The sequence below is a fragment of the Paracoccus salipaludis genome (assembly GCF_002287065.1).
Taxonomy (GTDB): Bacteria; Pseudomonadota; Alphaproteobacteria; order Rhodobacterales; family Rhodobacteraceae; genus Paracoccus; species Paracoccus salipaludis.
Genome location: NZ_NSJZ01000004.1, coordinates 34,428 through 47,606, shown reverse-complemented (window position 1 = coordinate 47,606; position 13,179 = coordinate 34,428). Strand labels below are relative to the sequence as shown.

11 protein-coding genes are annotated in these 13,179 nt (G+C 69.1%); 2 read left to right on the top strand and 9 right to left on the bottom strand.

Going from position 1 to position 13,179, the window contains the following annotated elements; genetic code table 11:
* Positions 1–110 precede the first annotated feature (110 nt).
* On the top strand, positions 111–1,103 hold the full coding sequence (locus tag CK240_RS06630) for an asparaginase (protein ID WP_167649991.1): 993 nt from the start codon (positions 111–113) through the stop codon (positions 1,101–1,103).
* Positions 1,104–1,115: 12 nt separating this feature from the next.
* Here CK240_RS06630 and CK240_RS06625 read toward each other — a convergent pair whose 3' ends face one another.
* The 5 genes from CK240_RS06625 to CK240_RS06605 all read right to left on the bottom strand — a co-directional run bounded on the left by CK240_RS06625 (position 1,116) and on the right by CK240_RS06605 (position 6,003).
* A complete protein-coding gene (locus CK240_RS06625; protein WP_095639560.1) occupies positions 1,116–1,865 on the bottom strand; it encodes a TSUP family transporter in 750 nt (249 codons plus the stop codon).
* A gap of 7 nt (positions 1,866–1,872) precedes the next feature.
* Positions 1,873–2,193: a heat shock protein HspQ gene (gene hspQ / locus CK240_RS06620; RefSeq protein ID WP_095639559.1), complete on the bottom strand. Its 321-nt coding sequence runs from the start codon at positions 2,191–2,193 to the stop codon at positions 1,873–1,875.
* Positions 2,194–2,293: 100 nt separating this feature from the next.
* Positions 2,294–3,043, bottom strand: coding sequence for a metallophosphoesterase family protein (locus CK240_RS06615; RefSeq protein ID WP_095639558.1), 750 nt, complete (start codon positions 3,041–3,043; stop codon positions 2,294–2,296).
* A gap of 53 nt (positions 3,044–3,096) precedes the next feature.
* On the bottom strand, positions 3,097–4,689 hold the full coding sequence (serA, locus tag CK240_RS06610) for a phosphoglycerate dehydrogenase (RefSeq protein ID WP_095639557.1): 1,593 nt from the start codon (positions 4,687–4,689) through the stop codon (positions 3,097–3,099).
* Positions 4,690–4,854: 165 nt separating this feature from the next.
* Positions 4,855–6,003 carry a phosphoserine transaminase gene (locus CK240_RS06605; protein ID WP_095639556.1) on the bottom strand — a complete coding sequence of 383 codons (1,149 nt, stop codon included), beginning with the start codon at positions 6,001–6,003 and terminating at the stop codon, positions 4,855–4,857.
* A 148-nt stretch (positions 6,004–6,151) separates the two neighbouring features.
* On the opposite strand from CK240_RS06605, the gene serB reads away from it, so the two are divergent.
* On the top strand, positions 6,152–7,042 hold the full coding sequence (gene serB, locus CK240_RS06600; RefSeq protein WP_095639555.1) for a phosphoserine phosphatase SerB: 891 nt from the start codon (positions 6,152–6,154) through the stop codon (positions 7,040–7,042).
* Between the two features lie 105 nt (positions 7,043–7,147).
* Here the strand turns inward: serB and CK240_RS06595 are convergent, their stop codons facing one another.
* From CK240_RS06595 to dnaK, 4 genes are all read right to left on the bottom strand, one after another.
* Positions 7,148–8,161 carry an NAD(P)H-dependent flavin oxidoreductase gene (locus CK240_RS06595; protein ID WP_095639554.1) on the bottom strand — a complete coding sequence of 338 codons (1,014 nt, stop codon included), beginning with the start codon at positions 8,159–8,161 and terminating at the stop codon, positions 7,148–7,150.
* A 252-nt stretch (positions 8,162–8,413) separates the two neighbouring features.
* On the bottom strand, positions 8,414–9,205 hold the full coding sequence (gene radC, locus CK240_RS06590; RefSeq protein WP_095639553.1) for a RadC family protein: 792 nt from the start codon (positions 9,203–9,205) through the stop codon (positions 8,414–8,416).
* Positions 9,206–9,259: 54 nt separating this feature from the next.
* On the bottom strand, positions 9,260–10,405 hold the full coding sequence (gene dnaJ, locus CK240_RS06585) for a molecular chaperone DnaJ (protein ID WP_095639552.1): 1,146 nt from the start codon (positions 10,403–10,405) through the stop codon (positions 9,260–9,262).
* Positions 10,406–10,502: 97 nt separating this feature from the next.
* Positions 10,503–12,416, bottom strand: coding sequence for a molecular chaperone DnaK (dnaK, locus tag CK240_RS06580; RefSeq protein WP_095639551.1), 1,914 nt, complete (start codon positions 12,414–12,416; stop codon positions 10,503–10,505).
* Between the last annotated feature and the right edge of the window lie 763 nt (positions 12,417–13,179).

The following is a 13,179-nucleotide window of genomic DNA, read 5'->3' as shown; positions in this document are numbered from 1 at the left end:
CGGGTTGTCACAAATCGGTGGTCTGGCGACCTGATGGCGACTAATAACCGCAAACCATCGGCCCGCAAAACCCCTGCGGGCAGGAAATCGCGCATTTGTCAAAGGGCTGGATGATGGCGGCGGCCGATCTGATCGAATTGTGGCGGGGCGGCCTGCCGGAAAGCATCCATCGGGGCCACGCGGTGGTCTGGGACCGGGGCGGCATGGTGGAGGCCTGGGGCGACCCGGATGCGGTGATCTTCCCGCGCTCCTCCTGCAAGATGATCCAGGCGCTGCCGCTGCTGGAAAGCGGGGCCGCCGACGCGGCGCGGCTGGGGACCGAACAGCTGGCGCTGTCCTGCGCCTCGCACAGCGGGGCGCGCATTCATGTCGAGCGCGTCGGCGCCTGGCTGGACGCTCTGGGCCTGGGTGATCCCGATCTGCGCTGCGGCGCGCACATGCCTTGGGACCCGGCCGAGAACCGGCGGCTGACCTGCTCGGACGAGGCGCCCTGCCAGATCCACAACAACTGTTCCGGCAAGCACGCGGGCTTCCTGACCTGGACCCGGCATCATGGCGCGGGCCCCGACTATCACCTGCCCGACCATCCGTTGCAGCAGGCGATCCGCGCCGCGACCGAGGACGTCACGGGCGAGCCGATCGCGGGCATGGGAATCGACGGCTGCTCGGCCCCGAACTTCGCCACCTCGGTCGCGGGTCTTGCCCGCGCGATGTCGGCCTTCGCCTGCGGCGGAGAGGACGCACGGGGCCAGGCCATGCGGCGGCTGGTGCAGGCCATGGCGCTGCACCCCGAACTGGTCGCGGGCGAGGGGCGCGCCTGCACGGACCTCATGCGCGCCATGAAGGGCCGCGTCGCCGTCAAGACCGGGGCCGAGGCGGTCTTCATCGCCATTGCGCCGGACCGGGGCATGGGCATCGCGCTGAAGGTCGCGGATGGCGCCACCCGCGCGTCAGAGGCCGCGATCACGGCGCTGCTTGTCCATCACGGCTTTCTTGAGGCGAACCATCCCGTGGTGGACAAGTACCTGACCGGCCCCCTGCGGAACTGGCGCGGGATCGAGGTGGCCGAGCGGCGGCTTGCAGAAGGCTTCCTGCGGCTCTGAGCGCCCCGGCCTTCAGAGCATCTGCCACAGGAGGCGCAGCGCCAGCGCCGTCGAGGTGACGACCAGCAGCGGCTTGATGACCCGCGCGCCGACCCGCATCGCCAGCCGCGATCCCAAGGCTGCACCCAGGATCTGGCCCGCGCCCATCGCCAGCCCCGCGATCCACAGCGGATGCCCGGTCAGCGCGAAGACCGTCAGCCCGCCGATGTTCGAGGCGAAGTTCAGAAGCTTGGTGTGCGCCGTCGCCTTCAGGATGCCGAAGCCCCCCAGCGTCACGAAGGCCAGCATGTAGAAGGCCCCCGCGCCCGGCCCGATCAGCCCGTCGTAGAAGCCGATGAGGGGCACGGCCGTCAGGGCGAACAGCGCCGGCCGCAGCCGCGCCGTGCGGTCGAGATCGTTCAGCCCGGGCTTGAGCGCGAAGAACAGCGCGATGCCGATCAGAAGGACGGGCAGGGCGACGCGCAGCAGGTCGGTCGGCAGGGCCGTGACCAGGGCCGCGCCCGCGCCGCCCGCCGCAAAGGCCAAAGCCGCCGTCGGCACCTGCCGGCGCAGATCGACCAGGCCGCTGCGGCCGTAGCTGAAGGCCGCCGTGGCCGCGCCGAAGCTGCCCTGTACCTTGTTGGTGGCCAGCGCCTGTTCCGGCGACAGTCCCGCCAGCATCAGCACCGGCACGGTGATCAGCCCGCCGCCGCCCGCGATGGCATCGACGAACCCGGCCGCGGCGGCCGCCGCCACCAGGGCCGCGATCAGCGAAGGCTCCATCCGCGGCTCAGTTCAGTCCGTATTGCAGCGGATAGCGGCCGTTCTGGAACTCGCCGAAGCGGATGCCCAGGTCGGGATGCTCCAGCGGCTCGCCCGAGGCGTCGGGCACGAGGTTCTGTTCCGACACATAGGCGACGTAATAGGTCGCCTCGGTTTCGGCATACAGGTGGTAATAGGGCTGGTCCTTGGACGGACGGCAATCCTCGGGGATGGACTGGTACCATTCCTCGGTGTTCGAGAATTGCGGGTCGACGTCGAACACCACCCCGCGGAACGGGTGGTCGCGGTGGCGGACCACCTGGCCGATGTTGTATTTCGCCGTGCGCATCGGGTCTTCCGACTGTGGGTATCCCGAACAACTCTTAACGCATTGAGCGGCCCGAGTAAATCGACCCCCGGTCACGGATGCATCAAATGTCCCGGAAACCTCACGTAGCAGGCCGCCCGGATGCGGCTTTCGGCCGCAACGGCCGGGGCGGACCCTCGCCGAGCACCCAGACGCCTTCCGCGTCCAGGCGGATCGCGGTCAGAGGACCGCCATGGCCCGCGCCGCTGTCGATGTTGACGCGGTTGCCGTAGTGGGTCGGATGCCTCACCGGGGTATGGCCGTGGACCACCAGCGCGCCATGGTCGCGGCTGTCCTCGTGGAAGGGCTTGCGGATCCACAGCAGGTCGTCCTCGATCTGCGCGCCAAGGTCCACGCCGGGGCGGATGCCGGCATGGACGAACAGGGCAAGCGGGGTCAGGTGCCAGGCGGGCAGGCCCGAAAGCCAGCGCGCGTGATCGGCCGGCACCTTCGCCACGGCCTCGGCATGCACCTCCTCCAGCGGGCGGCGGGCGGCGTCGGGGATGCCGTAGGACGCAAGCGCCTCCTCGGCTCCGACATCGCGGGCGATCCAGTCCTTGCGCTCGGCCGCGCGCGGGTCGATCCAGCGGGGATCGCGCAGGAAGTTCGGCAGCGCGCGGTCGTGGTTGCCCTTGAGTACGATCCAGTCCCGGCCGCGCGCCTGCCCTTCCATCAGCAGTTCGACGACCCCGCGCGAGTCCGGCCCGCGGTCGATCAGGTCGCCGACATGGACGATCTTCGCCTCCTCGCCGCCGTCGCGGAGGATGCGGTCATGCGCCTCGCGCAGCCGCTCGAGCTGGCCGTGGATGTCGCCGATGGCGTAGATGCGCATGAGCCGCCCCTTGAGGTTCCCCGGCCAACGGACCGGCCGGGGAGGGGGTTCCGTCAGACCTCGAAGCGCAGCGGGCGGACCTGGATGAACTTGCCGGTCGCCATCAGCGCCTCGCGCACGTCGGAGCGCAGCGGCTCGTCCAGGTAGGTGATGGCGATGGCGTCGCCGCCGTTCGCGGCCCGGCCCAGCGAGAAGTTCGCCATGTTGACCCCAAGGCCGCCCAGCGTCATCCCCAGCGTCCCGATCACGCCCGGCACGTCCTTGTTGCGGGTGTACATCATGTGCTCGCCGATCTCGGCATCGACGTTGATGCCGCGGATCTGGATGAAGCGCGGCTTGCCATCGCTGAAGACGGTGCCCGCGATGGACCGCTCGCGGTTGCCCGACACCATCGTGACCTTGATGTAGCCGTCATAAACGCCCGACTTGTCCTGGGTCGTGGTGGCGATGTGGATGCCGCGTTCCTTGGCCATGACAGGGGCCGAGACCATGTTCACGTCCGGGTTCGCGGCCTTCATGACGCCGGCGATGACGGCGGCGTTCAGCGCGTTCAGGTTCATCCCCGAGGCCACGCCGTCGTAAAGGATGTTGACCGCCGTGATCGGCTCGTCCGTCATCTGGCCCACGAAGGCGCCCAGGTGCCCGGCCAGCTTGATCCAGGGCCCCATGACCGCCGCTTCCTCGGCCGTGACCGAGGGCATGTTCAGCGCGTTCTGCACGGCGCCGGTCAGCAGGTAGTCGGCCATCTGCTCGGCCACCTGCAGGGCCACGTTCTCCTGCGCCTCGGTGGTGGATGCGCCCAGATGCGGCGTCACCACCACGTTCGGCAAGCCGAACAGCGGGCTTTCCGTGGCGGGCTCGGTGGCGAAGACGTCCAGCGCCGCGCCCGCGACATGGCCCGACTTCAGCAGCTCGGCCAGCGCCGCCTCGTCGATCAGCCCGCCGCGCGCGGCGTTGATGATGCGCACGCCCTTCTTGGTCTTCGCAAGGTTTTCCGCCGACAGGATGTTGCGGGTCTTCTCGGTCAGCGGGACGTGCAGGGTGATGAAGTCGGCCTTGGCCAGCAGCTCATCCAGTTCGACCTTGGTCGCCCCAAGCTCGGTCGCGCGCTCTTCCGACAGGAAGGGGTCATAGGCCAGCACCTTCATGTGCAGGCCCCGGGCGCGGTCGATCACGATGCCGCCGATGTTGCCCGCGCCGATCACGCCCAGCGTCTTGTTGAACAGCTCGACGCCCATGAAGCGGTTCTTTTCCCACTTGCCGGCGTGGGTCGAGACGCTCGCCTCGGGCAGTTGCCGCGCGACCGCGAACATCAGCGCGATGGCGTGCTCGGCGGTGGTGACGCTGTTGCCGAAGGGCGTGTTCATCACGATCACGCCCTTCTTCGAGGCGGCCGGGATGTCCACGTTGTCCACGCCGATGCCGGCGCGGCCGATGACCTTCAGCTTCGTCGCCTTCTCCAGCAGCTTCTCGGTAACCTTTGTGGCCGAGCGGATCGCCAGCCCGTCATAGTTGCCGATGATCTCGGCCAGCTTTTCCTTGTCCTTGCCGACCTCGGGCAGATAGTCGACCTCGACCCCGCGGTCGCGGAAGATCTGAACGGCGGTTTCGGAAAGCTTGTCGGAAACCAGAACCTTGGGTGCCATGTGCTTGCTCCTGAACGGCAGGGCGCAGCGGCGCTCTCCTGCCTTGTTCTTCTTCGTGGAAATATCCTCGGGGCTGACGAGCGCCCGGAAAACGGTCCGGTGGGCCGTTTTCAGCGAGGCAGGGGCCGGCAGGCCCGTGCGGGGGCTGGCCCCCGCTCCGACAGATCACGCCTGTGCGGACAGCTCCGCCTGGAACGCCCATTCAATCCAGGGCATCAGCGCGGCAACATCCGCCGTCTCGACGGTCGAGCCGCACCAGATCCGCAGCCCCGCCGGCGCGTCGCGGTAGGCGCCGAGGTCCAGCCCCACGCCTTCCTTTTCAAGCCGCTTGGCCACGGCCTTGGCGAAAGCCGCCGCGTCCTTGATGCGCGGATCGGTGAAGCGCAGGCAGACCGAGGTGGTCGATGCCGTCGCCGGGTCCTCGGCCAGGTTGGCGATCCAGTCGCGCGCGGCCACGAAATCGGCCACGACCTGCGCATTGGCCTCCGCCCGCGCGATCAGGCCCCGAAGGCCGCCCACGGACTTCGCCCAGTTCAGCGCGACGATGTAGTCCTCGACGCACAGCATGGACGGCGTGTTGATCGTCTCGCCCTTGAAGATGCCCTCGATCAGCTTGCCGCCCTTGGTCAGGCGGAAGATCTTGGGCAGCGGGCGGTTGGGGGTATAGCTTTCCAGCCGCTCGACGGCGCGGGGCGACAGGATCAGGACGCCATGCGCGCCTTCCCCGCCCAGCACCTTCTGCCAGGAGAAGGTCACCACATCCAGCTTGTCCCAGGGCAGGTCCATCGCAAAGGCCGCGCTGGTCGCGTCGCAGATGGTCAATCCCTGCCGGTCGGCGGGGATCGCATCGCCGTTCGGCACGCGCACGCCCGAGGTCGTGCCGTTCCACGTGAAGACGACATCCTTGTCGAAATCGACCTGCGTGAAATCGACGATCTTGCCATAGTCGGCCTTGCGGACCGTGGCGTCCAGCTTCAGCTGCTTGACCGCGTCCGTGACCCAGCCCTCGCCGAAGCTTTCCCAGGCCAGCATCTCGACCGGGCGGGCGCCCAGCATGGTCCACATCGCCATCTCGACTGCGCCGGTGTCGGAACCGGGGACGATGCCGATGCGGTAGCCGGCCGGAACCTCCAGCACCTCGCGGGTCAGGTCGATCGCCTGCGCGAGCTTGTTCTTGCCCACGGCGGCGCGGTGCGAGCGGCCCAGGGGCGCGTCGCTCAGCAGGTCCAGGGAAAAGCCGGGGATCTTGGCGCAGGGGCCGGACGAAAAGCGCGGATTGTCCGGCCGCGCAGCCGGGGTCGTGGTATCGAGCATGGTTAGCCTTCCAGCTAAAAGGCCCCTCGTTGGGGAGGGGTGTCCCACTCGTGGACATACGCCCCTGCCCCCTGCCGGCGCAAGGGCCGAGATGCTGGCAGGCGGCGGAAATACTGCTTATTGCGAAGCCGACAACGGAAAGGCCCCCATGTATACCGTCAGCATCCTCGCTTCGCCCGCGCGCGCCGATCTCGACGACGACACGATCTCCTCGCTGCAACGCCGGTGGGACGGAGGGCGGGCGATCTGGCTCGACCGGGGCACGGCGGCCGAATTTGCCATCGAAGCGCGCCCGACGGATTTCGATGAGGCCTGGGCGCAGCTGGACGCACAGGGCTTCGACCTTGCCGTGCAGCCCACGGCCGGGCGGCGCAAGGCGGTGCTGCTGGCGGACATGGATTCGACCATGATCGGGCAGGAATGCATCGACGAGCTGGCCGACATGGCGGGCGTCGGGCAGCGCGTGGCCGCGATCACGGCCCGCGCCATGAACGGAGAACTGGACTTCCACGAGGCGCTGGTGGCGCGCGTCGCCCTGCTGGAAGGCCTGCCCGAGACGGTGATCGCGCAGGTGCTGGACAGCCGCATCACCCTTGCTGCCGGAGGACCGACGCTGGTTGCCACGATGAAGGCCAACGGCGCCTGGACGGCGCTGGTGTCGGGCGGCTTCACGGACTTCACCGGACCCGTCGCCGACCGTCTGGGCTTCGACGAACAGCGCGCCAACGTGCTGCTGTCGGACGAGCGGGGCCGGCTCAGCGGCCGGGTCGGCCTGCCGATCCTCGGACGCGAGGCCAAGGTCGAGGCCCTGCACGAGATCACCGCCGCGCGCGGCCTGACCCCTGCCGATGCGATCGCGGTGGGCGACGGGGCAAACGACCTCGGGATGCTGCAACTGGCGGGAACGGGCGTGGCGCTGCACGCAAAGCCGGTTGTCGCCGCGCAGGCGCCCGTCCGCATCAATCACGGCGACCTGACGGCTCTGCTGTATCTGCAGGGCTATGGCCGCGACGAGTTCGTGGCCGGGCAGGGCGCCTGAGGCGCTTTCGCACCCCAGCGCGCCTGAACCCCTGCCTTCCGCCGAAACTGCCTGCGAAGACGGGGATGGCGCCGATTGCAGGGCGTCCGGGGCAGGGCAGGCCGGTCAGGGCGCCAGCGCCCGGACGGTTTCCGCCGCCGGTCGCGCGACGGCGCGGGCGCAGCCGGTGCCGGCCCACTGCGCGCCATAGCCGGTGACGCCCCGCGACCGCGCGGCGGCGTCCAGTGCCTTGCCGGCCGCATAGGTGACGGGATAGCCCGGCGCCTCGTCATCCGGGATGGCGGTGAAGTCATTGGTGCAGCAGCGCGCCGGGCGGCCCGAGATTGCCCGGGTCATCCGCGTCTCGCCCCGGCCCAGCGCCTCCCGGTGGGCGGGCGACGTCGCGGCCTCGGGCGCCTGCAGGAAGGCCGTGCCACATTGCACCGCCACGGCCCCGGCCTCCAGCGCGCGGCGGCTGTCGATGCGGTCCATGATCTCGCCCGCCGCCAGGACAGGCAGCCCAAGGGGCGTGAGGCGCCGGACGAGCTGCAGCGTTTCCAGCCGCTCGTCCGGCCCGTCGGGGTCGAAGATCCCGCGGTGCCCTCCCGCCTGCCAGCCCTGCGCCACGATCAGGTCGAAGCCTGCGTCGCGGATGCGGGTGGCCTCTGCTTCGCTTGTGGCCGTCGCGCCCAGCAGGCATCCCCGTTCGCGCAGGGCAGCGATCTGGTCGGGGCGCGGCAGGCCGAAGTGGAAGGTGACAAGCGCCGGAGGCGCGGCAAGGACGGCGCCCAGAAGCTCGTCGCTTTCGAGAACGCTCGGATAGCCCGGCGTCAGGGACCTGGGCGGCTCTGCCCCCATTCTGGCAAAATGGGAGGCGAGGCGGTCAAGCCACCGTGCCTCGGCTGCGGGATCGCGGGGCCGGGGCTGGTGACAGAACAGGTTCACGCCAAAGGGCCGCCCGGTCATCCGGTGTGTTTCGGCAATGGCCTGCGCCGCCTCGGGTCCGGTCATGGCAGCAAGGCCGAGGCTGCCCAGACCGCCCGCATTGCTGACCGCTGCCGCCAGCGCCGGAGTCGAGATGCCCGCCATCGGTGCCTGCACCACCGGCACCCGCATTCCCAGTCGTGCCAAGATGTCCATGTCTTTTCCCGCAAAGCCCGTCGCGCCGCATGATGCGGGCGGCACAGGGGCTGTCCAGCCCTGCGTGATGGTGCAGTCGCCCGCGTGGCGGATGCCGGCGGACCCCAGCCGCCTGAAGCTGCGGACCTCGGTTTCCGGGAAGGGCGACGGCCGCCGGGAACCCGCTGCATCCCGGGGCGCAGTCGTGCAGGCTTCCCACACCGTTTCGCTTGCGCGCCAAGGGGTGACACGGGCGTCCCCGCCCGGCGGAAACTAAAGCAGCCCGGTGCTGCGGAAGCTCAGTTCGCGGCTTTTGCCGATGATCAGGTGGTCGTGGACGGTGATCCCCATCGTTCCCGCCGCCGCCACGATCTGGCGCGTCATGTCGATGTCGGCGGCACTGGGGGTCGGGTCGCCCGAGGGGTGGTTGTGGACCAGGATCATGGCGCTGGCGTTCAGGTCCAGCGCGCGGCGCACGATCTCTCGGGGATAAACGGGCACGTGGTCCACCGTGCCGCGCGCCTGCTCGTCATCGGCGATCAGCACGTTCTTGCGGTCGAGATAAAGGACGCGGAACTGCTCGATCGCGCCATGGGCCATGGTGGTGTGGCAGTAATCCAGCAGCGCGTCCCAGCTGGTCAGCACGGGGCGGTTGATCACCCTGGACCGGGCGAGCCGCTGGGCCGCGGCCTCGACGATCTTCAGTTCGGCCACGATGGCCGGGCCGACGCCCTCGATCTGCGTCAACTGCGTGGGGTCGGCCGAGAGCACGCGGTTGAAGTCGCCGAAGCGGTCCAGCAGCCGCCGGGCGACGGGCTTCATGTCCTGGCGCGGGACCGCGCGGAACAGGATCAGTTCCAGCAGCTCGTAATCCGGCATCGCGCCCGCGCCGCCCTGCATGAAGCGGTCGCGCAGCCGGGCGCGGTGGTCGGCGATATAGCTGGGCAGGCGCGCGGCCTTGCCGTCGGGCGCGGCCTGCGGGGGGGCGGAAAGGCAGTCGTCCTCGGCCGGGACGAACCCGAACAGCAAGGGCGAGGCTTCCTGAAAGGCACGATTCGCGGTCATGCCCCCAGCCTGCCCCACCGCGGTTAACACGGGGTTAATGCTGTCGGGGCTGCGTCAGGCCCCCAGGCCTTCCCAGAAGTTCTTGATCTTGGAAAAGAAGCTGGCGGTCTGGGGGTGGTTGTCGGCGGCGATGGCCTCGAACTCGCGCAGCAGTTCCTTTTGCCGCACGGTCAGGTTCACCGGCGTTTCCACGACCAGCTCGATCACCATGTCGCCCGGATCGCCGTTCAGCCCCGCGCCGTGGCGCAGGGGCGGCATCCCCTTGCCGCGCAGGCGCATCTGCCGGCCCGTCTGGCTGCCGGCCGGAACCTTGACGCGCGAGCGGCCGCCGTCGATCGTCGGCACCTCGACCTCACCCCCCAGGGCGGCGGTCGCCATGCCCACCGGCACCTGGCAGGCCAGCGTCCGGCCGTCGCGGATGAAGATCGGGTGCTCGCGCACCTCGACAAAGATGTACAGGTCGCCCGCGGGCCCGCCGCGCACGCCCGCTTCACCCTCGCCGGCCAGGCGGATGCGGGTGCCGGATTCGACCCCCGCCGGGATCACGACCGACAGGCTGCGGTCCTGCGCCACGCGGCCCGCGCCCGCGCAGGACTTGCAGGGGTTCTTCACGATCTGGCCGTTGCCGTTGCAGGTCGGGCAGGTGCGTTCCACGGTGAAGAAGCCCTGGCTCGCGCGGACCTTGCCCATGCCGGAACAGGTGGGGCAGGGGGTCGGCTCGGCCGCGCCCTCGGCGCCCGTGCCGTTGCAGGAGGAACAGGCCACGGCGCCTGGGACCGTGATGGTCTTCTCGATGCCGCGATAGGCTTCCTCCAGCGTCACGCGCAGGTCATAGCGCAGGTCCTGCCCCCGCGTGGCGCGGGGCCGGCCGCCTGTGCGGGCACCCACGAACTCGCCGAACAGGTCCTCGAAGACATCGGCGAAGGCCGCGCCGAAATCGCCCTGCGGCGCACGCCCGCCCCCGAAGCCGCCGCCCTCGAAGGCCGCGTGGCCGAAGCGGTCATAGGCCGCCTTGCGCTGCGGGTCCTTGAGGCAGTCGTAGGCCTCGTTGACTTCCTTGAACTCGGCCTCGGAAACCTTGCAGTCGGGATTGAGATCGGGATGCAGCGACTTGGCCTTGTTGCGATAGGCCCGCTTGATCTCCTCGCCGGATGCGCCGCGAGTGATGCCCAGAATCTCGTAAAAGTCGCGCTTTGCCATGCCTGTCCGTACCGCCCCTGGGCCGTGGCGAGCGCCGGCCCTTCACGAAAAGACCGGCCCGCGGGGTGGCGCGGGCCGGTCGCTTGCTTCACCGCGCTTACTTGCGCTTGTCTTCGCCGAGATCCTCGAAGTCGGCGTCAACAATGTCGTCGTCGATGTCGCGCGGCGCGTCGGCGTCCCGGCCCTGAGCCTCGTCCGAGGACTGGCCGGCCTTGTAGATGGCCTCGCCCAGCTTCATCGAGGCGTCCATCAGGTTCTGGATGCCGCCCTTGATCTTGCCGGCGTCCTCGGACTTGAGCGCGTCTTCCAGAGCGCCCACAGCCAGTTCGATCGCCTCGACGGTCGAGCTGTCCACCTTGTCGCCATGCTCGTCCAGCGACTTGCGGGTCGAGTGCAGCAGGCTTTCGGCCTGGTTCTTCGTCTCGACCAGTTCGCGGCGGGACTTGTCGGCCTCGGCGTTGGCCTCGGCGTCCTTGACCATCTTCTCGATGTCGGCGTCGGACAGGCCGCCCGAAGCCTGAATCGTGATGTTCTGCGACTTGCCGGTGCCCTTGTCCTTGGCGCTGACCGACACGATGCCGTTGGCGTCGATGTCGAAGGTCACCTCGATCTGCGGCATCCCGCGCGGGGCCGGCGGAATGTCCTCGAGGTTGAACTGGCCCAGAAGCTTGTTGTCCGCGGCCATCTCGCGTTCGCCCTGGAAGACCCGGATCGTCACGGCGTTCTGGTTGTCCTCGGCGGTCGAGAAGGTCTGCGACTTCTTGGTCGGGATCGTGGTGTTGCGGTCGATCAGGCGGGTGAAGACGCCGCCCAGCGTCTCGATGCCCAGCGACAGCGGCGTCACGTCCAGCAGCACGACATCCTTGACGTCACCCTGCAGAACGCCGGCCTGGATGGCCGCGCCCAGCGCCACCACCTCGTCGGGGTTCACGCCCTTGTGGGGTTCCTTGCCGAAGAACGAGGTCACTTCCTCGATGACCTTGGGCATGCGGGTCATGCCGCCGACCAGGACGACCTCGTCGATGTCGCCCTTGGACAGGCCCGCGTCCTTCAGGGCGGCCTGGCAGGGCTTCAGCGTAGCCTTGATCAGGTCGCCGACCAGGCTTTCCAGCTTGGCGCGGGTCAGCTTGACGACCATGTGCAGCGGCGTGCCCGAGTTCTTGTCCATCGAGATGAACGGCTGGTTGATCTCGGTCTGGCTGGACGACGACAGCTCGATCTTGGCCTTTTCGGCGGCTTCCTTCAGGCGCTGAAGGGCCATCTTGTCCTTGGTCAGGTCGACGCCGTGTTCCTTCTTGAACTCGTCGGCCAGGAAGTTGACGATCCGCATGTCGAAGTCCTCGCCGCCGAGGAACGTGTCCCCGTTGGTCGATTTCACCTCGAACAGCCCGTCGTCGATTTCCAGGATGGTGATGTCGAAGGTGCCGCCGCCGAGGTCATACACCGCGATCGTCTTGCTGTCCTTCTTGTCCAGGCCATAGGCCAGCGCGGCCGCGGTCGGCTCGTTGATGATGCGCAGCACGTCGAGGCCCGCGATCTTGCCCGCGTCCTTGGTCGCCTGGCGCTGGGCGTCGTTGAAATAGGCCGGGACGGTGATGACCGCCTGCTCGACCTTCTCGCCCAGATAGGATTCGGCGGTTTCCTTCATCTTCTGAAGGATCATCGCGCTGATCTGCGAAGGGGAATATTTCTCGCCCCGAACCTCGACCCAGGCGTCGCCGTTGCCGCCGTCCACGATCTTGTAGGGGACGAGCTTGCGGTCCTTCTCGACTTCCGGGTCGGTGACGCGGCGGCCGATCAGGCGCTTGACGGCGAAGACGGTGTTTTCGGGGTTGGTGACGGCCTGGCGCTTGGCGGGCTGGCCGACAAGCCGTTCGCTTTCGGTGAAGGCGACGATCGAGGGAGTCGTGCGCGCCCCTTCCGCGTTCTCGATCACGCGCGGCTGGCTGCCGTCCATGATGGCGACGCAGCTGTTGGTGGTCCCGAGGTCGATCCCGATGACTTTGGCCATACGTTAAACCTTTCTTGCGGCGATGGTGCGGGAAGCGGGTCCGTACGCGGCCCCCGCGTCCCTATCCCGTGGTGGAATTCTTCCCGAGGCTGTGCCCCCGGTCGTTCGATGGCTATATAAGGCGGCGTCGGAGGCGTGCAAGCGGCGCTGCCCGAGGATTTTGTGACCATTGACCGGAGTTTGCGGCCCCCGGGGCGGCGGAGGCCCGCGCCCCTGATCATCCGCCCCTTCGCCATCCACCGGGGCTTTCTGGACGGCCCGGCCCAGCATCCCCTGCGGGCCGAGGTCCGGCGGACCTGGGACGTCGCCCCGCCGGTCCGGCCGGTCACCCGCCGGGCAAGCCCAGTCCCTTGCCATGACCTCGGCCGGACCGCTGACCGGCGCGGTTGCTGCCATGAGCCCGCGCAGCCCGGCGGTCGGCTTGGCCGCCGATCCCGGCGATGCGGCTCGGCCTGTGGCGTCGGGTGACCTACGCTCCCGTCCTGCGCGACAGTTGAACCGTTGCCGCGACGGCGCGCGCAGGGGGCTGCACCAGGACCGGGACGAAGCCGGCCTGCGCTGGCCCGCGGTCCCGGTCGGCCTCGGCAACGAGGGGCTTGTTCCGCATCGGCAGCATCGAGCGCGGCGGAACGACCGAAAGCCTGTGGCCGGGCTCGGGCGACCTGCGGGGCGGGGGGGGGCGGCACGGCTGACGCACCACAGCATCGACCGCATCCGGCCGGGCGCGTCGGCTCTGGTGCCGGCCGCGATGCGTCAACCTGAC